General features: G+C 70.9%; 17 protein-coding genes. 6 read left to right on the forward strand and 11 right to left on the reverse strand.

Annotated features, from left to right (window positions below; all coding sequences use genetic code 11):
- The first annotated feature begins 14 nt into the window (after positions 1-14).
- Positions 15-2,474 carry a DNA gyrase/topoisomerase IV subunit A gene (locus tag ABB07_RS09875; RefSeq protein ID WP_208898364.1) on the forward strand — a complete coding sequence of 820 codons (2,460 nt, stop codon included), beginning with the start codon at positions 15-17 and terminating at the stop codon, positions 2,472-2,474.
- On the opposite strand, the gene ABB07_RS09880 is transcribed toward ABB07_RS09875, so the two are convergent.
- Together ABB07_RS09880 and ABB07_RS09885 are read right to left on the reverse strand one after the other, a co-directional pair.
- Entirely contained in the window at positions 2,471-3,583 is a 1,113-nt protein-coding gene (locus ABB07_RS09880) for a CobW family GTP-binding protein (protein ID WP_208898365.1), read from the reverse strand. The genes ABB07_RS09875 and ABB07_RS09880 overlap by 4 nt on opposite strands.
- Before the next feature lie 65 nt (positions 3,584-3,648).
- Positions 3,649-4,812: a citrate synthase/methylcitrate synthase gene (locus ABB07_RS09885; RefSeq protein WP_208898366.1), complete on the reverse strand. Its 1,164-nt coding sequence runs from the start codon at positions 4,810-4,812 to the stop codon at positions 3,649-3,651.
- Between the two features lie 113 nt (positions 4,813-4,925).
- Here ABB07_RS09885 and ABB07_RS09890 point away from each other — a divergent pair, with 113 nt between their 5' ends.
- The 4 genes from ABB07_RS09890 (at position 4,926) to ABB07_RS09905 (ending at position 9,702) form a co-directional block, all read left to right on the forward strand.
- Positions 4,926-6,182, forward strand: coding sequence for a citrate synthase (locus ABB07_RS09890; RefSeq protein WP_208898367.1), 1,257 nt, complete (start codon positions 4,926-4,928; stop codon positions 6,180-6,182).
- 94 nt (positions 6,183-6,276) lie between these two features.
- Positions 6,277-7,218, forward strand: coding sequence for a sucrase ferredoxin (locus tag ABB07_RS09895; protein WP_208898368.1), 942 nt, complete (start codon positions 6,277-6,279; stop codon positions 7,216-7,218).
- 127 nt (positions 7,219-7,345) lie between these two features.
- Complete coding sequence (locus ABB07_RS09900; protein WP_208898369.1) at positions 7,346-9,025, forward strand: ATP-binding protein; 1,680 nt, start codon at positions 7,346-7,348, stop codon at positions 9,023-9,025.
- Positions 9,022-9,702 carry a response regulator gene (locus ABB07_RS09905; protein WP_208898370.1) on the forward strand — a complete coding sequence of 227 codons (681 nt, stop codon included), beginning with the start codon at positions 9,022-9,024 and terminating at the stop codon, positions 9,700-9,702. The genes ABB07_RS09900 and ABB07_RS09905 overlap by 4 nt, the downstream gene beginning before the upstream one ends.
- 10 nt (positions 9,703-9,712) lie before the next feature.
- Here ABB07_RS09905 and ABB07_RS09910 read toward each other — a convergent pair whose 3' ends face one another.
- From ABB07_RS09910 to ABB07_RS09920, 3 genes are all read right to left on the reverse strand, one after another.
- A complete protein-coding gene (locus ABB07_RS09910) occupies positions 9,713-10,771 on the reverse strand; it encodes an ABC transporter substrate-binding protein (protein WP_208898371.1) in 1,059 nt (352 codons plus the stop codon).
- A gap of 66 nt (positions 10,772-10,837) precedes the next feature.
- Positions 10,838-11,701 (reverse strand): ABC transporter permease, encoded by an 864-nt coding sequence (locus tag ABB07_RS09915; protein ID WP_208898372.1) that lies wholly within the window; start codon positions 11,699-11,701, stop codon positions 10,838-10,840.
- Positions 11,691-12,506 carry an ABC transporter ATP-binding protein gene (locus ABB07_RS09920; RefSeq protein WP_208898373.1) on the reverse strand — a complete coding sequence of 272 codons (816 nt, stop codon included), beginning with the start codon at positions 12,504-12,506 and terminating at the stop codon, positions 11,691-11,693. The genes ABB07_RS09915 and ABB07_RS09920 overlap by 11 nt, the downstream gene beginning before the upstream one ends.
- A 158-nt stretch (positions 12,507-12,664) precedes the next feature.
- On the opposite strand from ABB07_RS09920, the gene ABB07_RS09925 reads away from it, so the two are divergent.
- Entirely contained in the window at positions 12,665-13,357 is a 693-nt protein-coding gene (locus ABB07_RS09925; protein ID WP_208898374.1) for a response regulator, read from the forward strand.
- Between the two features lie 52 nt (positions 13,358-13,409).
- On the opposite strand, the gene ABB07_RS09930 is transcribed toward ABB07_RS09925, so the two are convergent.
- The 6 genes from ABB07_RS09930 to ABB07_RS09955 form a co-directional block, all read right to left on the reverse strand.
- On the reverse strand, positions 13,410-15,002 hold the full coding sequence (locus tag ABB07_RS09930; RefSeq protein WP_208898375.1) for a solute symporter family protein: 1,593 nt from the start codon (positions 15,000-15,002) through the stop codon (positions 13,410-13,412).
- Positions 14,999-15,454, reverse strand: coding sequence for a DUF485 domain-containing protein (locus ABB07_RS09935; protein ID WP_244189306.1), 456 nt, complete (start codon positions 15,452-15,454; stop codon positions 14,999-15,001). Before ABB07_RS09935 ends, ABB07_RS09930 begins: the two co-directional genes overlap by 4 nt.
- Positions 15,455-15,616: 162 nt before the next feature.
- On the reverse strand, positions 15,617-16,303 hold the full coding sequence (locus ABB07_RS09940) for a response regulator transcription factor (RefSeq protein ID WP_208898377.1): 687 nt from the start codon (positions 16,301-16,303) through the stop codon (positions 15,617-15,619).
- Positions 16,300-17,451, reverse strand: coding sequence for a sensor histidine kinase (locus tag ABB07_RS09945; RefSeq protein WP_208898378.1), 1,152 nt, complete (start codon positions 17,449-17,451; stop codon positions 16,300-16,302). The genes ABB07_RS09940 and ABB07_RS09945 overlap by 4 nt, the downstream gene beginning before the upstream one ends.
- Complete coding sequence (locus ABB07_RS09950) at positions 17,448-17,969, reverse strand: CcdC protein domain-containing protein (protein WP_208898379.1); 522 nt, start codon at positions 17,967-17,969, stop codon at positions 17,448-17,450. The genes ABB07_RS09945 and ABB07_RS09950 overlap by 4 nt, the downstream gene beginning before the upstream one ends.
- A gap of 853 nt (positions 17,970-18,822) precedes the next feature.
- Entirely contained in the window at positions 18,823-20,946 is a 2,124-nt protein-coding gene (locus ABB07_RS09955) for a DNA gyrase/topoisomerase IV subunit B (RefSeq protein ID WP_208898380.1), read from the reverse strand.
- Positions 20,947-21,358: the final 412 nt, after the last annotated feature.

Consider the following 21,358-nt stretch of genomic DNA (forward strand, 5'->3'; position numbering starts at 1 on the left):
AGGAGCCGGCAGCGATGGCCCGCCGCAGCACGAAGACCCCGCCGCCCGACGATTCGTTCGAGGAGAGGATCCTCGACATCGACGTCGTGGACGAGATGCGTGGCTCCTACCTCGAGTACGCGTACTCGGTCATCTACTCGCGCGCCCTGCCGGACGCCCGTGACGGCCTCAAGCCGGTGCACCGCCGGATCGTGTACCAGATGAACGAGATGGGCCTGCGCCCCGACCGCGGCTACGTGAAGTGCGCGCGCGTCGTCGGCGAGGTCATGGGCAAGCTGCACCCGCACGGCGACGCGTCGATCTACGACGCCCTGGTGCGCATGGCCCAGCCGTTCTCCATGCGCGTGCCGCTCGTCGACGGCCACGGCAACTTCGGCTCGCTGGGCAACGACGACCCGCCGGCCGCCATGCGGTACACCGAGTGCCGGCAGGCCGAGGCGACGAGCCTGATGACCGAGTCGATCGACGAGGACACGGTCGACTTCGCGCCGAACTACGACGGCCAGGAGCGCGAGCCGGTGGCGCTGCCCGCCGCCTTCCCGAACCTGCTGGTCAACGGCTCCTCGGGCATCGCGGTCGGCATGGCGACGAACATGCCGCCGCACAACCTGCGCGAGGTCGTCGCGGCCGCCCGCCACCTGATCAGGCACCCGAACGCGGACCTGGACGCGCTGATGAAGCACGTTCCGGGCCCGGACCTGCCCACCGGCGGCCGGATCGTCGGCCTGGACGGCATCCGGGACGCGTACGCGACGGGCCGCGGCACCTTCAGGATGCGCGCGACGGTCTCGGTCGAGACCGTGACCGCCCGCCGCAAGGGCCTGGTCGTCACCGAGCTGCCCTTCACGGTCGGCCCCGAGAAGGTCATCGCGAAGATCAAGGATCTGGTCAACGCGAAGAAGATCCAGGGCATCGCCGACGTCAAGGACCTCACCGACCGCGAGCACGGCCTGCGCCTGGTCATCGAGATCAAGAACGGCTTCGTGCCGGAGGCGGTCCTGGAGCAGCTGTACAAGCTGACCCCGATGGAGGAGTCCTTCGGCATCAACAACGTCGCCCTGGTGGACGGCCAGCCGCTCACCCTGGGCCTGAAGGAGCTGCTGGAGGTCTACCTCGACCACCGCTTCGACGTGGTCCGGCGCCGCAGCGAGTTCCGCCGCGGCAAGAGGCGCGACCGGCTGCACCTGGTCGAGGGCCTGCTGACCGCGCTGGTGGACATCGATGAGGTCATCCGGCTGATCCGGTCCAGCGACAACTCCGCGCAGGCCAAGGAGCGCCTGATGCGGCGCTTCTCGCTGAGCGAGGTGCAGACGCAGTACATCCTCGACACGCCGCTGCGCCGGCTCACCAAGTACGACCGGATCGAGCTGGAGGCGGAGCGGGACCGGCTCACCGCGGAGATCGAGGAGCTGACCCGGATCCTGGAGTCCGACGCCGAGCTGCGCAAGCTGGTCTCGGCCGAACTGGCCGACGTGGCGAAGAAGTTCGGCACCGACCGGCGTACGGTGCTGCTGGAGTCCGCGGGCGCCCCGGTGGCCGCGGTGCCGCTGCAGGTGGCCGACGACCCGTGCCGGGTGCTGCTGTCCTCGACGGGTCTGCTGGCCCGGACGGCGACCGCCGAGCCGTTCCCGGATCAGGCCGGCGCCAAGCGCGTCAAGCACGACGTGATCGTCTCCGCGGTTCCGGCGACCGCGCGCGGTGAGATCGGCGCGGTGACCTCGTCGGGCCGGCTGCTGCGGATCAACGTGGTCGACCTGCCCCAGCTGCCGGAGACCGCGGCCGCGCCCAACCTCTCCGGAGGGGCGCCGCTGGCCGAGTTCGTCTCCCTGGAGGACGACGAGACGGTGGTCTGCCTGACCACGCTGGACGAGTCGTCCCCGGGCCTGGCGCTCGGCACCGAGCAGGGTGTGGTCAAGCGCGTGGTGCCCGACTACCCGTCCAACAAGGAGGAGTTGGAGGTCATCACGCTGAAGGAGGGCGACCGGATCGTCGGCGCGGTGGAGCTGCGCACCGGTGAGGAGGACCTGGTCTTCATCACGGACGACGCCCAGTTGCTGCGCTTCCAGGCGTCCATCGTGCGCCCGCAGGGCCGCCCGGCCGGCGGTATGGCGGGCATCAAGCTCACCGAGGGCGCCAAGGTCATCTCCTTCACGGCGGTCGACCCGGCGGCCGACGCGGTGGTGTTCACGGTCGCGGGCTCGCGCGGCACGCTGGACGACTCGGTGCAGACGACCGCCAAGCTGACCCCGTTCGACCAGTTCCCGCGCAAGGGCCGGGCCACGGGCGGTGTGCGCTGCCAGCGGTTCCTGAAGGGCGAGGACTGCCTGTCGCTGGCCTGGGCGGGCCCCACTCCCGCGCGCGCGGCGCAGAAGACCGGCACCCCGGTGGAGCTGCCGGAGCTGGACCCGCGCCGGGACGGTTCGGGCACGTCGCTGCCGAAGACGGTGGCGGTGGTCGCGGGACCGGTGCTCTAGGCGGGCGGATCGTCCAGGTCCGCCTCGTCCGGGCCTTGTGCATCCAGGTCTTGCACATAGCGCAAGACGCCCCACATGCCGTTTTCGTCGGCGTGCGGGGCGTCGTTCCGGCACCCCTTGAGCTCCTGGCCGAGGGCCTCGGTGTCGATGCCGGAGCCGATCAGCACGAGCTGGGTGAGGCGGTCGCCTGCGACGCCCCAGGGCTCGCGGTAGAAGCGCAGGAACCGGCCGACGGCGTGCACGGCGTACCGGTTGCGGGTGTCGTACGGCCCGAAGTCGACGTACCCCTTGATCCGGTACAGCCCCTCGGGCCGGCTGTCCAGGAACCGCATGAGCCGACGGGGCTCCAGGGGGACCTCGGAGGTGAAGGACAGGCTGTCGTAGGCGGTGTGCAGGTGACCGGCGTGGTCCTCGTGCTCGTCGCCCCCCGTGTGCTCGTGGAGGTCGTCGAAGGACAGCTGCCCGATGCGTTCCTCGCTCGGCTTGCAGTCGAAGAGGAACTCGGGGTCGATACGGCCGTAGGTGGCGGGGACGACGGCAGCACGGTCCGTGAGGGAGCACACCAGACCGAGCACCCGGCCGGTGTCGTCCGCGCGGTCGAGCTTGTTGACGACGACCAGGTCGGCGAGGGCGAGGTGCCGGTCGATCTCGGGGTGCTTCGCGCGCGTGTCGTCGAACTCCGCGGCGTCCACGACCTCGACCAGGCCGCCGTAGACGACCCTGGGGTGCTCGCTGGCCAGCACCATCCGCACGAGCTCCTGCGGCTCGGCGAGTCCGCTGGCTTCGATGACGATCACGTCGATGCCGGTGCGCGGGTCGGCGAGCCGGTCCAGGTAGAGGTCGAGTTCGCTCGCGTCGACGGCACAGCACAGGCAGCCGTTGCCGAGCGAGACGGTCGAGTCGCCGAGGGCGCCGGCGACGGCCATCGCGTCGATCTCGACGGCCCCGAAGTCGTTGACGATCGCCCCGATCCGGCTGCCTCCGCCGCGGTGCAGGAGGTGGTTGAGGAGCGTGGTCTTCCCGGAGCCGAGGAAACCGGCGAGCACGACGACCGGGATCTGCTGCGGGCCACGGCTGCTGTCCGGGCTGTTCGCCGGGCTGTTCCCCAAGGGGTGACCTCTCTCGTGCGGACCGACTGCCGGTCCAGGATAGTGAGGCCCCCGGGGCGGGTGCGTCAGCCGGCGGCCGGTACCGCGACCGGCGGTGTCGGCCCCACATACCGCGCGACCGGACGGATGATCTTCGAGTCGGCCGCCTGTTCCAGGATGTTGGCGCTCCAGCCCACCACCCGCGCCGCGGCGAAGGTGGGGGTGAACATCTCCCGGGGCAGTCCGCAGAGTTCCATGACCACGCCGGCGTAGAACTCCACGTTGGTGTGGAGTTCACGGCCGGGCTTCAGCTCGGCGAGGATCGCCTCGACGCGGCGCTCGACCTCCACCGCGAAGTCCACGCGCGGTCCGCCGAAGCTCTGGGCGATCTCCCGGAGCATCCGGGAACGGGGATCCTCCGTGCGGTAGACCGCGTGTCCGAAGCCCATGATCCGGTCACCGGCGAGCACCCGCTCGCGGATCCAGGGGTCGATGCGGTCCGGGGTGCCGATGGCGTCCAGGGTGTCCAGCGCCCGGCTGGGCGCGCCGCCGTGCAGCGGCCCGGACAGGGCGCCCACGGCTCCGGTCAGGCAGGCGGCCACATCGGCGCCGGTGGAGGCGATGACGCGGGCGGTGAAGGTTGATGCATTGAACCCATGATCAATGGTTGAGATCAGGTATTGCTCGACCGCACGCGCCCGGCGCGGCTCGGGTTCCTCACCGGTGAGCATGTACAGGTAGTTGGCCGCGTACGGCAGGTCCTCGCGCGGCTCGACCGGGGCAAATCCCTGGCCGAGCCGGTACAGCGCGGTGAGCAGCGTCGGTACGGCCGCGCAGACGGCCAGGGTGTCGGCGCGGCGCCGGCCGGCGTCGATGTCGTACACGGGTCGCAGCCCGCGCGCCGAGCCCAGCAGGGACAGGGCCGTGCGCAGTCCGGACAGTGGGCCGGACAGGCGGCTCGCAGCGGCGATCACGGGCAGCGCCGCGCGGACCTCCTCGGGGAGGTGCCGCAGTGCCGCGGTCTCGGCGGCGAAGGCGGCGCCGCGCCGGGCGTCCGGGAGCGCGCCGTGGACCAGGAGGTGCCAGACGTCCTCGAAGCCGCGGGTCCGCGCGAGTTCGACGGCCGAGTACTGGCGGTAGTGGTAGAAGCCCTCGCGTCCCCTTACGTCACCGATCTCGGTCTCGGTGACGACGACGTCGGCGAGACCGCGCGGTGCGTCGATGAGCGGGGCGGTCCTGTTGATGGCCATGGTTCTCCTCCCTGAACTTGATCCGACTGTCCATGCTTGACTACTTGTCTGTCAATATTGATTGAATCAACTTACGCCGATCAACATGTGCAGAGGCGGCTACGGTGACCTCCATGCGCGATCACGAATCCGCTCCCGGGCGTCCCGGGCGCAGGCTGACCACCAGGGAGACCGCCGAACTGCTCGGCGTGAAGCCGGAGACGGTGTACGCGTACGTCAGCCGCGGCCTGCTCAGCAGCAGGCGCGAGCCCGGCGGCCGTGCCAGCACCTTCGAGGCGAAGGAGGTCGAGGCCCTGGCCCGGCGCCACCGCCGCGAGGCGGCCACGACCCCGGGCTCCGGCGCGGACCTGTCCGTCCGGACCCGTATCACGCTGATCGAGCAGGACCGGTACTACTTCCGCGGCGTGGACGCCGTCGAGCTGGCGCTGCGCCACTCCTACGAAGAGGTCGCGGAGTGGCTGTGGACGGGCCGGCTCACCCCGGGCGTCTCCTTCTCCGCGCCCGGCCCCACCGTGGAGGTCGCGCGCCGCGCGGTGAACGCGCTGTCCGAGCACGCCTCCCCCACCGACCGGCTGCGCGTGGCGGCCGTCGCCGCGGCGGCCGAGGACCCCCTGCGCTTCGACCTGTCCGAGGACGCCGTGCTGAACACCGCGCGGATCCTGATCCCCACGCTCGTCGCCGCGCTGCCGCCGGTCCGCCGCGACCACAAGGACGACGGTCCGCTCGCCCACCGGCTCTGGGGCCGGCTGACCGGCCGTGCCGCCGACGAGGCGTCCCTGCGCGTCCTGGACACGGCGCTCGCCCTGCTCGCCGACCACGATCTGGCCGCCTCCACCCTCGCGGTCCGGGTCGCCGCCTCGGCCCGTGCGCACGCCTACGCGGCCGTCTCGGCCGGGCTCGGCGTCCTGGAGGGCCCGCTGCACGGCGCCGCGAGCGGTGACGCCCACCGCATGCTGCTCGACGTGCTCGACCAGGGCACGGCGGTCCCGGTGATCGCCGGTGAACTGCGTGCGGGCCGCCGGGTCCCGGGGCTCGGCCACCGGCTGTACACCGGCGAGGACCCGCGCGCGAGCGTGCTGTTCGGCCTCCTGGAGCAGGTCCCGCGCGCGGAGTCCGCCCTGCTCGCCGCCCGGGACATCGTCGCCACCACAGCCCGGCACACCCCGCTGCACGCCAACGTCGACCTGGCCCTGGCGGTGTTCACCGCGTCCAGCGGCATGCCCGCCACGGCCGGCGAGACGATCTTCGCCGTCGCACGGGCGGCGGGCTGGATCGCACACGCCCTGGAGGAGTACGGCGAGCGCCCGCTGCGCATGCGTCCCGTGGGCCACTACGTCGGTCCGCGGCCTGAGCAGCCCCTGCCGGAGTAGGTCGCCCCATGCCCGAGTGGGCCGTCCCCTGCCGGAGCAGGACACACCCATGGCCGGAAGTCGCCCTGGGAAGAGTCAGGTTAGGCTCACCTGTGTGAGTAGGTGCGCGACCGTCTCCCGGAGCCTCGACGAGCCCGTCTCCGGCACGGCGGCCACGGCGACGACGTGGCTGCTGCTGGAACAGCCCGGCCCGTGGGGTGCCAAGGCGCTGACTTCGAGCCACCTGGACCGCGCGCTGGGCCGGGCGCTGGAGGCGGCCGCCGACGGAACCGGCGTCCGCATCGCGCTCATCCGCCGCCCGGGACGCCACGCCGACCCCGGCGGGCCCGCCGACCGGCAGGTGTACGCCGCGCACACCGTGCCGGGCCGCGTCTGGCTGCACCGCGCCACGATCCGGGATCCGCGCCGGCTCCTCGGGCTCGACTTCGCGGCCCTCGGTGCGGGTGACCACCGTTCCTTCGGCGCCGCGCTCGGCGGGCGGCCGCACCGCGGTGACCCGCTCGCCCTCGTGTGCACCAACGGCAAACGCGACCGCTGCTGCGCCCTCCTGGGCCGTCCCCTCGCCGCCGAACTGTCCGCCTCGGGGGTGCGCGGGGTGTGGGAGGTCACCCATCTGGGTGGACATCGCTTCTCGCCGACCGTGCTCGTCCTGCCGTACGGCTACTCCTACGGCCGCGCCGGGGCGCACACCATCAAGGAGGCGCTGGACGGCGCGCAGGAGGGGCGCGTGGTGGTCGAGGGGTGCCGTGGCTGCTCCGCCTGGGACCGGCCCGGCCAGGCGGCCGAACTGGCCGTCCGGTCGGTGGCGGGCGAGTACCGGGCGGGGCTGCTGAGCGTCGTGCGGACCGACGGCGCGGCCCCGCGCTGGGAGGTCACCGTCGGGCACGCCGACGGCCGCCGCTGGCGGGTGAGCGTGGCGCAGAGTGCGTCGCAGCCGCCGCGCCCGGAGAGCTGCGGCGCGGCCGTGCTCGGCACGCCGGCCCGGATGGACGTTGTGGCCGTGCGCGAGCTGAGGCCGACGGCGCTCGCGAGCTGAGCGACCACCTCGTTCCAGAAAGCGATCGCTTCGTTGGAGAAAGCGACCGCCTCGTTCAAGAACTGGTCAAGAGATCCCCACCACACCCCCTGGGGTGCGGAGAGCCGCCCCACGTACCGTCGTGCGTATGAGCCCCACTGCCCCCGCACGCCGTCTGCGCCTCGGTCTGCCGCGGCGGGTGTTCTCGCAGGTGCTGCTGATGCAGGTGGCGATCGCCGCGGGGGTCGCGGTGCTCGCGACCGGGCTGTTCCTGGCGCCGCTGAGCAAGCAGCTGGACCAGGAGGCGGAGCGCCGCGCGCTGTCCATCGCGCAGACGACGGCCCAGGACCCGCAGATCGCCGAGGGTGTGCTGACGACCCCGCCGACCGCCGACGGCCCGGTGCAGAGGGAGGCCGAGCGGATCCGGCGGGCCACGCACGCGGAGTACATCGTGGTGCTGGACCGGCACTGGCTGCGCTGGTCGCATCCCGTCACCTCGCAGATCGGCGACCAGGTTTCCACCAGTCCCGAGGACGCCTTGCAGGGCAAGGAGGTCATGGAGATCGACCAGGGCACCCTGGGCCGCTCCGCACGCGGCAAGGTGCCGCTGTACGACGCCCGCCACCGCATCATCGGGGCGGTGTCGGTCGGGATCGCCTACGACAGTGTGCGGGCGCGGCTGATCAGCGCGATCCCGGGCCTGTTCGCCTACGCCGGCGGGGCTCTCGCGGTGGGCGCGCTGGCCGCCTGGCTGATCTCCCGCCGGGTCCAGCGGCAGACCCGGGACCTGGCCTTCTCGGACATCTCGGCGCTGCTCGCGGAGCGTGAGGCGATGCTGCACGGCATCCGCGAGGGTGTGGTCGCCCTCGACCGCGGCGGCCGTGTCCGCCTGCTCAACGACGAGGCGCGGCGGCTGCTGGGCATCGGTGACGAGGCCGTCGGGCAGACGCCCGACGAGGCGCTCGGCGCCGGCCGTACGACGGACGTCCTGGCCGGCCGGGTGCCCGGCACCGATCTGCTCACCGTGCGCGGCCAGCGGGTGCTGGTCGCCAACCGCATGCCCACCGATGACGGCGGCGCCGTGGCCACCCTGCGCGACCGCACCGAGCTGGAGCAGCTGGGGCGCGAACTCGACTCCACGCGCGGGCTGATCGACGCCCTGCGCGCCCAGGACCACGAGCACGCCAACCGCATGCACACCCTGCTCGGCCTGCTGGAGCTGGAGATGTACGACGACGCCGTGGAGTTCGTCGGCGAGGTGGTCGGCGACCACCGGGTCACCGCCGAGCAGGTCACCGAGAAGATCCAGGATCCCCTGCTCGCGGCGCTCCTGGTCGGCAAGGCGACCGTGGCGGCCGAGCGGGGCGTCGCGCTGTGGGTGTCGGAGCGCACCCGCCTGCCCGACCGGCTGATCGATCCGCGGGGTCTGGTCACGGTCGTGGGCAACCTGGTGGACAACGCCCTCGACGCGGTCGCCGGCACCCTCCACGCGCGCGTGGAGGTCGAGTTGCGCACCGAGGGCCGTACGGTCGTCCTCAAGGTGTGCGACACGGGCCCCGGGATCCCCGCGGACCAGCGGGAGCTGATCTTCACCGAGGGCTGGTCCACCAAGAAGCCGCCCGCGCACGGCAAACGGGGCCTCGGGCTCTCGCTGGTGCGCCGGCTCGCCGAACGGCAGGGCGGGAGCGCGACGGTCGGCGAGGCGGACGGCGGCGGCGCGGAGTTCACCGTGGTCCTGCCGGAGGCGCTGACCGAGCCGGAGCTGGAACCCGCGGCGCTCGGGGAGTCGTCCGAGCCCGCTGCCGTCGCCGAGGAGGAGACGCGATGATCGAGGTCCTGGTCGTGGACGACGACACCCGCGTCGCCCGGGTCAACGCCGCGTACGTGGAGAAGGTGCCGGGATTCCATGTGGCCGGCGAGGCGCACAGCGCCGCCGAGGCGCTCCGGCAGGTGGAGACGCTGCCGCGGCTGGACCTCGTCCTCCTGGACCACTACCTGCCCGACGACACCGGTCTCGCGGTCGTCCGGGAGATGCGCCGGCGTGGCCACCAGGCGGATGTGATCATGGTGACGGCGGCGCGGGACGTGTCGACCGTCCAGGCCGCGATGCGGCAGGGGGCGCTGCAGTACCTGGTGAAACCGTTCGCCTTCGCCGGTCTGCGCGCCAAGCTGGAGGCGTATGCGCGGTTGCGGCGGACCCTGGACGGCGGCGGCGAGGCCGAACAGGCGGAGGTGGACCGCATCTTCGGCGCCCTGTCCGCTCCCTCGGAGCCGGAGCTGCCCAAGGGGCACTCCCCGACGACGGCCGAGCTGGTGCGCCAGGCGCTGATGAACGCCGAAGGGCCGCTGTCCGCCCAGGAGATCGCCGAGCGCACGGGGGTCAGCCGGCAGACGGCCCAGCGGTATCTGAAGCTCCTGGAGCGCACCGGCCGGGCCCGGCTGACCCTCAAGTACGGCGACGCGGGCCGCCCGGAACACCGTTACGTGTGGGCGACCCGCGGCTGAGCGGACGTGTCTACTTGACGGCGTTGACGAACTCGGTCGTGTACGTCCTGCTCAAGTCGACCTTGGCGTTCTTGATGTTGGGGTTGAACGCCTTGAGGACCTTCTCAACGGTCTCGGGGCCGCCCTGGGGCATCACGCCGTCGTCGGTGAACATCGGCAGGGTGCTCTTGACGGCCTGCGCGTAGAGCGCCTTGTTGCCCTGGGAGTAGTCGGCGGGCATCTTGGCGGCGATCTCGCCGGCGCTGTGGGTGGACATCCACTTGAGTGTCTTGACGAATGCATTGGCCAACTTCTGCACGGTGTCCTTGTGCCCGTTCACCCAGTCCGTCTGCATGTACAGACTTGACGACGGGTACGGCCCCCCGAGCGCCTTCTGCGAACCCTCGGGGGTGCGCATGTCGAGGAGGATCTTCCCGGCCTTCTTGTCGAGGATCGTGGCGACGGTCGGGTCGGTGGTCATACCGCCGTCGATCGCACCCTTCTGCAGGGCCGCGATGAACGTCGGTCCGGCGCCCACGGCCACGGGCGTGAACTCGCTGACGTTCACACCGTTCTTGACCGCCAGGTACTTGGTGAGGAAGTCGGTGGAGGAGCCGAGCCCGGTCACGCCCAGCTTGCGGCCCTTGAAGTCCTTGGGCGAAGTGAGGCTGTCCGCCGCCTTGCCGGAGACCACCTCGACCTCGCCGGGCGCCTGCGAGAACTGCACGACCGACTCCACCGACTTGCCCTTCGTCTGCAGGTCGAGGGTGTGGTCGTAGAAGCCGACCGCTCCCTGCACCTGGCCGGAGACGAGCGCGGTCTCGGCCTGGACACCGGCGGGCTCGCTGAGGAGTTGGACATTCAAACCCTCCGCCTCGAAGTAGCCGAGGCGCTGGGTGAGCATCGCGGGCAGGTAGATGACCTTGTCCAGGCCGCCGACCATGATCTTGACGCTCTCGCCCTTGCCGCCGCCCCCGCCGCTGCCGGTGTCGGCCGTGGAGCCGGCCGCGTCGTTGGCACACGCGGTGAGCGAGGAGAGGGCGAGCAGGCCGGTGGCGGCCAGCGACGCGTATCGAACGGTGTTGCGCATGCGGTTCACGTCCTTGTGAGAGGGCGGTGCGGGAAGGCGTGGGGGGCAGGTCCGGGAAGAGACCGGTCAGTTGTCGGAGCCGGTGGGCTTCCAGCGGAAGATGCGGCGCTCGGCGAAGGTCAGCAGCCCCTCGGCGGCGAGGGCGACGACCGCGAGGATGACCATCGCGGCGTAGACGCCGGCCGCGTTGAAGGTGTTCTGCGACTGTGAGACGAGCAGGCCGATGCCCCTGGTCGCGCCGATGTACTCGCCGACGATGGCGCCGATGAGGGCGAAGCCGAAGCTCACATGGAGGCTGGTGAAGATCCAGGAGGTGGCCGACGGAATGACCACCTGCAGGGTCACCCTGCGGTCGCTCGCGCCCAGGATGCGGGCGTTGGCCACCAGGTTCCGGTCCACCTCGCGGGCGCCCTGGAAGGCGTTGAAGAACACCGGGAAGAAGACCAGGACGACGGCGGAGGCGATCTTGGAGGACGGTCCGAGCCCGAACCAGATCAGGAAGATGGGCGCCAGGACGATCCTGGGGATCGAGTTGAGCACCTTGATGTACGGACCAAGGACCTCGGCGAGCAACCTGATCCGCCCGAGCGCAATGCCGAGCACCACACCGGCGATGACGCCGATGACCCAGCCGAGCAGTGCCTCGTACAGCGTGTACCAGATCTGCTCGCCCAGTGAGCCGAGCGCGGTCCCGTGCATCACCCAGGTCCAGATCTGGTCCCAGATCTTCGAGGGCATCGAGAAGTTGAACGGATCGATGATCTTCGCGCGGGACAGACCCTCCCACAGCCCGAGCACGGCCACCAGCAGCAGCACGCGTACGGCCATGACGAGAGCCTTGCGGCGGCGGGCGGCCTGAGCCCGGGTCTGCGCGCGGTCGGAAACCTTGGCGGTGTCGGCCACCGAGGGCTCGAGAACCTCAGGCGACATGGGCGGCACCCCTCTCGCGGGTGATGCGGACCTCTTCGCCGAGGGACTCCCAGATCTCGCGGTAGATCTCGATGAACCGCGGCTCCAGGCGCACCGACTCGACCTTGCGCGGCCGCGGCAGATCGATGTCGAAGACCTGCTTCACGGTCGCGGGGCCCGCGGTCATCACGACGACCTTGTCGGCGAGCGCGATGGACTCCTCCAGGTCATGGGTGACGAAGACGACCGAGGCGCCCGTGCCCTCCCACAGCTCCAGCAGCTCGTCCGACATCAGCGCCCGGGTCTGCACGTCCAGCGCCGAGAACGGCTCGTCCATCAACAGGATCTCGGGGTCGTTGACGAAGGTGGCGGCGAGGGCGACGCGCTTGCGCTGACCGCCGGAGAGCTGGTGCGGGTAGCGGTCCTCGAAGGCGGCGAGGCCGACGCGGGCCAGCCACTCCCGGGCCTTCTCCCTGGCCTCGTCCTTCGGCAGGCCACGGAAGCGCGGGCCGGCCATGACGTTGGACAGGACCGTGCGCCACGGGAAGGTGGCGTCCTGCTGGAAGACGAAGCCGACCTTGTCGCCGACGCCGTCGACCGGCTCGCCGGCCACCAGCACCTGACCCTCGGTGGGCTCCTCCAGGCCGCTGACCAGCGTCAGCGTGGTGGACTTTCCGCAGCCGGTCGGTCCTACGACGGCCACGAACTCGCCGCGCCCGACGGTGAGGTCCAGACCGCGCACGGCCGTGTGCAGTCCCCCTGACGGGGTTCTGAAGGTCTTGCTCGCGCCCCGCAGCTCGATGGCGGGGCTGGTGTGTGCGCTCATGGCCCGGGACGGTAGGTGTGGCCCCGGCCACCGCAGGAGTCTTGTGAGCACAAGCCGTTCTTTTGCTCGCAAGAGCCTGTTGTGCTCTTTTTGCTCGCGCTACAACTGCGGAGCCGAAACACGGGCTCAACGCTCGTCGGCCTTGGAGGAGAGGCCTGATGATTGACGTCCTGGTCGTGGACGACGACTTCCGCGTCGCTGAGATAAACGCCAAGTACGTGGGGAAGGTTCCCGGATTCCGGGTGACCGCCCGTGCGCACAGCGCCGCCCAGGCACTGGCCGCCGTCGAACGCGGCAGCGTCGACCTGGTCCTGCTCGACCACTATCTGCCGGACCGGACGGGGCTCGATCTCGTGCACCGCATGCGGGAGCAGGGTCACGGCACGGACGTCATCATGATCACCGCGGCCAGCGACGTGACGACCGTGCAGCGGGCGATGCGCCTGGGCGCCCTGCACTACCTGGTCAAACCGTTCACCTTCGCCGCCCTGCGGGCCCGCCTCGACTCCTATGCCGCGCTGCGGCGCACCGTGGACCGGGTCGGCGGCCACGGCCTGACCGGACAGGAGCAGGTCGACCGGATCTTCGGGGCGCTGCGGGCGTCCCCCGCACCGTCCACGCCCGGCCTGCCGAGCGGCCACTCGGAGCCCACGACCGATCTGATCTGCGGCGTCCTGCACCGCGCGGACCAGCCGTTGTCCGCCCACGAGGTGGCCGCCCGGACGGGCCTGAGCCGCTCCACGGCGCAGCGCTACCTCCGCCACCTGGAGCAGGCCGGCCGGCTCAGGCTCTCCCTGAAGTACGGCGACACCGGCCGGCCTGAGCACCGCTACGCCTGGGTGGCGCCCTGAGGCAGCTCGGCCGGCGGTCGCCCGCCCGACCGGCAGTACCGGTCCCGCCCGGCTACGCGGCGCCCGCACCGGTCAGCGACCGGACCTCCGTCTCGGCGTACTTGGCCCCGTCGGCGACCTCGTCGGAGGTGATCGTGCCGAGCCAGCCGGCGAGGAAGCCGAGCGGGATGGAGACGATGCCCGGGTTCTGCAGCGGGAAGTACTGGAAGTCGACGTCCGGGAACAGTGAAGCCGGGCTGCCGGAGACCACCGGGGAGAGCAGCACCAGTCCGAGCGCCGGGATCAGCCCGCCGTACACGGCCCACACCGCGCCGCGCGTGGTGAAACCGCGCCAGAACAGCGAGTACAGCAGCACCGGAAGGTTCGCCGACGCGGCGACGGCGAAGGCGAGGCCGACGAGGAAGGCGACGTTGAGGTCACGGGCCAGCAGACCGAGCGCGATCGCCATGACACCGATGGCGACCGCCGCCCACCGCGCCACGGTCACCTCGCTGCGGGCCTTGGCGCGCGAGCGCCGCAGCGACGCGTACAGGTCGTGCGCCACCGACGCCGACGAGGCGAGCGTGATGCCGGCGACCACGGCGAGGATCGTGGCGAAGGCGACGGCGGCCACGACCGCGAACAGAACCGTTCCACCGGTGGAGCCCGCGCCGCCGCCCAGGTCGAGGGCGAGCAGCGGCACCGCCGTGTTCCCGGCCGCGTTCGAGCCGCGCACCGCATCCGTCCCCACCACCGCGGCCGCCCCGAAGCCGAGAACGATCGTCATCAGGTAGAAGCCGCCGATCAGCCCGATGGACCACACCGTGGAACGGCGGGCGGCCCGCGCGGTGGGCACGGTGTAGAAGCGGGACAGGATGTGCGGCAGTCCCCCCGTGCCCAGCACGAGGGCGAGTCCCAGGCTGATGAAGTCCAGTCGGGCGGTCCACGTGCCGCCGTACTTCAGGCCCGGCGCCAGGAAGGCCCTTCCGTGACCGCTGCGGTCCGCGGCCGTGAGCAGCAGGCGGTCGACGTCGCCGTGGAAGCGGAGCAGGACGAGTACCGTCAGCGCGATCGTGCCGCTCAGCAGCAGCACCGCCTTCACGATCTGGATCCAGGTGGTGGCCCGCATCCCTCCCAACGACACATAGATCACCATGAGCGCGCCGACCCCGATGACCGCCCAGGCCTGCGCAGCTCCGCTCGTCCGTCCCAGCAGCAGCGCCACCAGACTGCCCGCGCCGACCATTTGCGCCACCAGATACAGAACGGACACGGTGACCGAGGAAGTTCCCGCGGCGATCCTCACCGGCCGCTCGCTCATCCGCGCGGCCACCACGTCGGCCAGGGTGAACCGCCCGCAGTTGCGCACCAGTTCGGCCACCAGGAACAGCACCACCAGCCAGGCCACCAGGAAGCCCACGACGTACAGCATCCCGTCGTACCCGTACAGCGCGATGAGTCCGGTGACCCCGAGGAAGGAGGCGGCCGACATGTAGTCACCGGCGATGGCAAAACCATTCTCCATGGGCGAGAACAGCCGCCCTCCGGCGTAGAACTCCTCCGCCGAACCCCGCCGGCGGCGGCTCACCCACGTCGTGATCCCGAGGGTGACGGCCACGAAACAGCTGAACAGCAGCAGTGCCAGCCTCTGATGATCACCGGTCACGAGGCGTCTCCCCGCATTCCGCGCGCCAGTTCCTGGGTGTCCCACCGCAGTTCCAGCGCCGCCCGGTCCCGGCGCAGCCGCGCATGCCGGGCGTAGGCCCAGGTCAGCAGGAACGTGGTGAGGAACTGCCCCAGCCCGGCCACCATGGCCACGTTCACCGCGCCCGCCACGGGCCGGGCCATGAGCCCCGGCGCGGCCGTGGCGGTGACCACGAAGCCCACGTACCAGGAGAGGAAGGCGGCGACTCCCGGCACGACGAACCGCCGGTACCGGGTGCGCACCTCCTGGAAGGCCGCGCTGCGCTGCACCTCGACGTACACATCGCGAGCGCGAACCGTCCCTCCGCTCAGCTCCCCGCGGGCCGGTGGCACCGCCGGCGCCGGCACACCGGTGCTGTCCAACTCGCCCCAGCCGCAGGCCAGGGCGTCGTACCAGGGGTCTTCGTACGGCATGCCGCGGGAGGGCGCGCCGTGGTCCTGCTGGTTCTCGGCCGAACTCTCGGGACCGTCCCCGGCTCCATGCGCACGACCATTGCTTGGCTGCATGCCCAAGCATGGACAGATCGGGAAGATCTCTGACTCTTCTTCCTCCGGCTCTTCACCCCATCAGGTGATTCACTGTGTGGGCGGCCGCACCAGCCCCTTGCTGTAGGCGTAACGCACCGCCTGTGCACGGTCCTTGAGGCCCGTTTTGGAGAACAGGTTGTTGATGTGTGTCTTCACGGTCGCGGTCGACACATGCAGCTTGCGGGCGATCTCCTGATTGCTGAGCCCATCGGCGATCAGCAGCAGCACCTCGGTCTCCCGCGCGGTCAGTCCGTCGGGCGGCTCCTCTGCGGTCGCCGGTGGAGGCTCGGGCTGGGACAGGCGCTCCAGCAGCCGGCGCTGGACACTCGGCGACAGACCCGCGTCCCCCGACAGCACGCTCTCCACGGCCCGCACGATCTCGTCACCGCCCGCGTCCTTGGTCAGATAGCCCCGGGCTCCGGCGCGCAGCGCGGGGAACAGCGACTCGTCGTCCGCGTACGTGGTGAGCACCACGACCTGGGTCCCGGGGTACTGCGCCCGGATCCGCCGGGTGGCCTCCACGCCGTCGCAGCGGGGCATCCTGAGATCCATCAGGACGACGTCCGGTGCCAGGTCCCCGACCAGCCGCACCGCCTCCTCGCCGTCTCCCGCGGCACCCACGACCTCCACTCCCGGCAGCAGCCCGAGCAGCATCACGATGCCCTCCCGGACCACGGTCTGGTCATCGGCGACCACCACCCGCGCGGGCTTCTTCTCCCCCTCCGTCTCCGTCATACAGGCACCTTCAGCGTCACCACGAACCCCTCCTCGTCCGGCCGCGCGTCCAGTGAGCCGCCCAGCAGCTCGGCCCGCTCGCGCATCCCCAGCAGACCGTACCCGGCTCCGGACTCCGTGAGTTCGCCCGGCCGACCGCCCCAGTCCCGTACGTCCAGCGTCACTTCGCGCTCGCTGTAGTCGAGTCTCAGGTGCACCTTGGCGCCCTGCGCGTGCTTGCGGACGTTCGTCAGCGCCTCCTGCGCGACCCTGCGCACGGCCTGGGAAGCCTCGGCCGGCAGGGGCCTTCGCTCACCCGTCACGGTGACCTGCGCGCCGTCGGTCCCGCTGACGAGTTCGCTCAGGAAGTCCTCCAGCGGGGTCAGCTCGCCCCGCAGTGCCGACAGGGCCTGCCGGGTCTCGGCGAGTCCGTCGCGGGCCATGCCCCGGGCGGCCACCACGCGCTCCAGGACGCGTTCACGGTCCGCGCCGTTCTCGATCAGCAGACGGGCCGCCTCCAGATGCACCAGCTGCGCCGAGAGGCTGTGGGCCAGCACGTCGTGGATCTCCCGCGCGATGCGGGCTCTCTCGGCCAGCGCCGCGGACTCCGCCTCGGCCGCCCGGGCGGCGCGCTCCTGGGCCAGCAGTTGCTGCGCGTGACCACGGGCTTCGGCGTCCAGCCGCAGGACGTATCCGGCGAGTGCCATGCCCGCGACCGAGGCGGCCGTGGTCAGCCAGACGTCGTTGTTGAAGGCGGCGTACGCCGCCAGGCCCACCGAGGTCACCGGAGCCGCGGCCGCGAGCGGCAGCCGCTCCAGGGCGCCGATGCCACAGCCGCACCAGATCAGGAGTGCCGGCCCTCTGAACCCCGTGGCCTCACCGGCGACCGCGATGCCCATGAGTGCGACCATCAGCGCCAGGGACGGCACCAGCCGGTGCTGGTAGGTGGTCCGGAAGAAGGCCCAGGCGAGCAGAGCGGTGGCGAGGACCCCGGCCATCGCGGCGAGTCCGCCCCAGAGGCCGATGTGCCGCTGGTGGTACGCGCCCCACAGGAGCATGCCGATCACCAGGCACCTGACGGACCAGGCGATCAGGCGCCGGGGCCGGGAGATCCCGTCCCGGCCGAGCGCCTCCCGTGACGGCCAGCGTGTCCAGGCGTTCTCCTTCACACGCGCTCCCTCCTGACCGATCGCATTCCGTCACCGTACGCCGGGGCGGGGCGGTTCCCGGTACTGAGCGACTGTGCCCGCCAGACCAGGATTCCGCCGCGGACCAGCAGGGTGACGGCGAGAGCGCACATCAGGGCGGAGCTGTCCTGGTGCAGGCCGAGTACGGCGCCGAGTGCGTAGATGCCGATGCGGAGGGCTATGCCCACGATCCATACGGCAACGCTGGCCTTGGTGCTCTTGGTCCACACGACGCCGTCCGGTTCCGTCCAGATGCGGGTCGTCCAGGCCCAGCCGGCGCCGGTGGCCACACCGATGACCAGTTCGACCACGAGCAGCACGGCGGATCCCGCACGGTGATGGGCGTCGAGGATGCCCGGCTCACGCAGTGCGACGACGGCGAGGACCACGGGGATCAGCCACCAGCGCCGGTCGGTGTTGATCGCGCGGGCGCGGAACTGCCGCGCGATCACTATGGCGGCGACGACCACGATCACCAACACGTTGACGAGCCCGGACATCAGAGCCTCCGTGAGCGAGTAATGGTGCCGGGAGCGGGTGCTGCCGACATCTACGAAACTACGGAAAAGCGCAGGTCGGGAGATCGGAGCCGGGGTGGATCACGGGTGGAAACCTGGAGCGGCTCGTCTCCACCCACGGGTGTAGATCCGGCCGGTTCCTCCACCGGTCCGCGGCGGGAGGCGGAGACCGGTCGGGGCGGTTTTCCGGCCGACCGACCGCGAGCGCCACGGGCTCCCGGCGGACAGTACTGGCGTCAGGATGGGCCTGCCCGCTGCTCACGACGGCTCGGCTTGGAATGGGGGCAGCTGACGGCGCACCCGGGAACGACCCACGAGCCCCGGTCCCACCCGCGCCGGCCCCAAGGCCTTGCCCGGCCCAACAGGATCGGGACTTGCCAGGCTCAGCCCTGTGGCGCCCCGCGGGCTGCGCTGCCGGCACCAGTCGCGGCCGTCACAGCCGAACGGCGGACCGCCGCGTCCTGGCGCATCCTGGCCGCGTCCCACTGACCGCCGCGTGCGGCCGGTGAAAGGCAGTACGTCCGCCAGGCGGCGAAAAACCCGTCCGGCCATCGACGAAGCCCGTCCGGACGACCTCGAAGGACCGCCTGCCAGCGGCAGAAGGACCACCCGGCCCGCCAAAGCGGATCCCCTGGCAGGCACGGAAGGAGCCGGCCCGCGGACGCAGACCACCGACCCCATCCGTCGGTCGCCCCTCCAGGTCGCCCGCCCCGGCCGCCGCAGTCAGCCCTCCGCGGGCACCTCCAGCCGACCGGCTCGGCCCTCCTCAGGCACCTCGGCCGACCAGAGCCGCCCTCCTCGGACAGGCCCCGTCGGCCGAGGTCCAGCGCAGCGGCTACGCGTCGATGCGCGACCGGTCCAGCGTCGCCGCCGAGCTGGAGATGAACTCCTTGCGCGGCGCCACGTCGTTGCCCATCAGCAGGTCGAAGACCTGTTCGGCGGCCTCCAGGTCGGAGAGGTTGATCCGCCGCAGGGTGCGGTGACGGGGGTCCATCGTGGTCTCGGCCAGCTGGTCGGCGTCCATCTCGCCCAGACCCTTGTAGCGCTGGATGGAGTCCTTGTACCGGATGCCCTTGCTCTGGAACTCCATGAGCTTGTCCCGCAGCTCGCGGTCCGAGTACGTGTAGACGTACTTGTCCTGGCCCTTCTTCGGCTGGACGATCTCGATGCGGTGCAGCGGCGGCACCGCCGCGAAGACCCGGCCGGCCTCGACCATCGGCCGCATGTAGCGCTGGAACAGCGTGAGCAGCAGGCAGCGGATGTGGGAGCCGTCCACGTCGGCGTCGGTCATCATGATGATCTTGCCGTAGCGGGCCTGGTCGATGTCGAAGGTGCGGCCCGAGCCCGCTCCTATGACCTGGATGATCGCGCCGCACTCGGCGTTCTTGAGCATGTCTGTCACGGACGACCGCTGCACGTTGAGGATCTTGCCACGGATCGGCAGCAGAGCCTGGAACTCGGAGTTCCGCGCCAGCTTGGCCGTACCGAGCGCGGAGTCGCCCTCGACGATGAACAGTTCGCTGCGGTCGACGTCGTCGCTGCGGCAGTCGGCGAGCTTCGCCGGCAGGGACGAGGACTCCAGGGCGGTCTTCCGGCGCTGGGCGTCCTTGTGCTGGCGGGCCGCGACGCGCGTACGGGCGGCGGCCACCACCTTCTCCATGACGACCCGGGCCTGCGCTGCGGCATCCCGCTTCGTGCTGGTCAGGAACGCCTTCAGCTCCTTGGTGACCACGTTGTTCACAATGCGGCGGGCCGCCGAGGTGCCCAGGACCTCCTTGGTCTGGCCCTCGAACTGCGGCTCGGCCAGGCGGACGGTCACGACGGCGGTGAGGCCCTCGAGGGCGTCGTCCTTGACGATGTTGTCCTCGGCCACCCGCAGCAGCTTCTTGGCGCGCAGCACGTCGTTGAACACGCCCGTCAGGGACTGTTCGAAGCCGGAGACGTGGGTGCCGCCCTTGGGGGTGGCGATGATGTTGACGAAGGACCGGATGGTGGTGTCGTACCCGGTGCCCCAGCGCATCGCGACGTCCACGCCCAGTTCACGGGTGACCTCGGTGGGGGTCATCTGGCCGTGCTCGTCGAGCACGGGGACCGTCTCCTTGAAGGTGCCCTTGCCCGAGAAGCGGAGGACGTCGCAGACCGGCTTGTCGCCCGCCAGGTACTCACAGAACTCGCTGATGCCGCCGTCGAAGCGGAAGGACTCCTCCCCCTTGCTGCCGCCCTCGCCCAGGCCGAACTCGTCGCGGACGACGATCGTCAGGCCCGGCACCAGGAAGGCGGTCTGCCGGGCGCGCTGGTGCAGGTTGTCCAGGGAGAGCTTGGCGTCCTTGAGGAAGATCTGGCGGTCGGCCCAGTAGCGCACGCGCGTGCCGGTGCGGGTCTTGGGGATCTTCTTGGTCTTGCGCAGGCCGCTCTTGGCCTCGAACTTGGCGTCGGCGCCCTCGCTCGCGAAGGCGCCGGGCACGCCGCGCCGGAAGCTGATGGCGTGGGTGTGGCCGCCGCGGTCCACCTCGACGTCGAGCCGGGCGGACAGGGCGTTGACCACGGAGGCACCGACGCCGTGCAGACCGCCCGAGGCTGCGTACGAGCCGCCGCCGAACTTTCCGCCCGCGTGGAGCTTGGTCATGACGACCTCGACGCCGGACAGGCCGGTCTTCGGCTCCACGTCCACGGGGATGCCGCGACCGTTGTCGCGCACCTCCACGGAGCCGTCGTCGTGAAGGATCACCTCGATGTGGTCGCAGTAGCCGCCGAGGGCCTCGTCCACGGAGTTGTCGATGATCTCCCACAGGCAGTGCATCAGACCGCGGCTGTCGGTCGAGCCGATGTACATGCCCGGGCGCTTGCGCACGGCTTCGAGGCCCTCGAGGACGAGCAGGTGCCGCGCGGTGTAGTTGGAACCGTCCCGGTCTGCTCCTGCCAGCAGCGCTGTGGACGGCACGGACGTATCGGCGGTCACGCGGTTCGCTCCTCGCTGAATTTCAGTTGGCCCCCTACTGGGTAAGGGGACGGCTTCGGTAGCCGCTCAGAGGGTACCGAGGCCTGGTAGAGCCGGTGTAACGCCACCCTCGTCGGGAACTCAGACTAGTCCAGGATCGCATGCATGTTCGATCCCTCGATGGGGTGAAGTACATATCACGTTCCCTTGGAGGCATGAACCATTTAGGCTCCGGGCACGTCCTCATGAACAACAGGCAACCCGGCCTGGAGGACCGAGACACAACACTGCGCGAAACCGTAAGCACCACAAGAGACGCACTACGGCACATTCGCCGCCAACCGGCAGCAGACAGCCGCCCCGGAAGATTTTTTCGAGGAAAAGCCACGAGCGGGAACGTTTTCGGGCTGGTTGGATGTTGACCCTGGTACGA

Origin of the sequence: Streptomyces incarnatus (assembly GCF_001027185.1) — a bacterium.
Taxonomy (GTDB): Bacteria; Actinomycetota; Actinomycetes; order Streptomycetales; family Streptomycetaceae; genus Streptomyces; species Streptomyces puniciscabiei.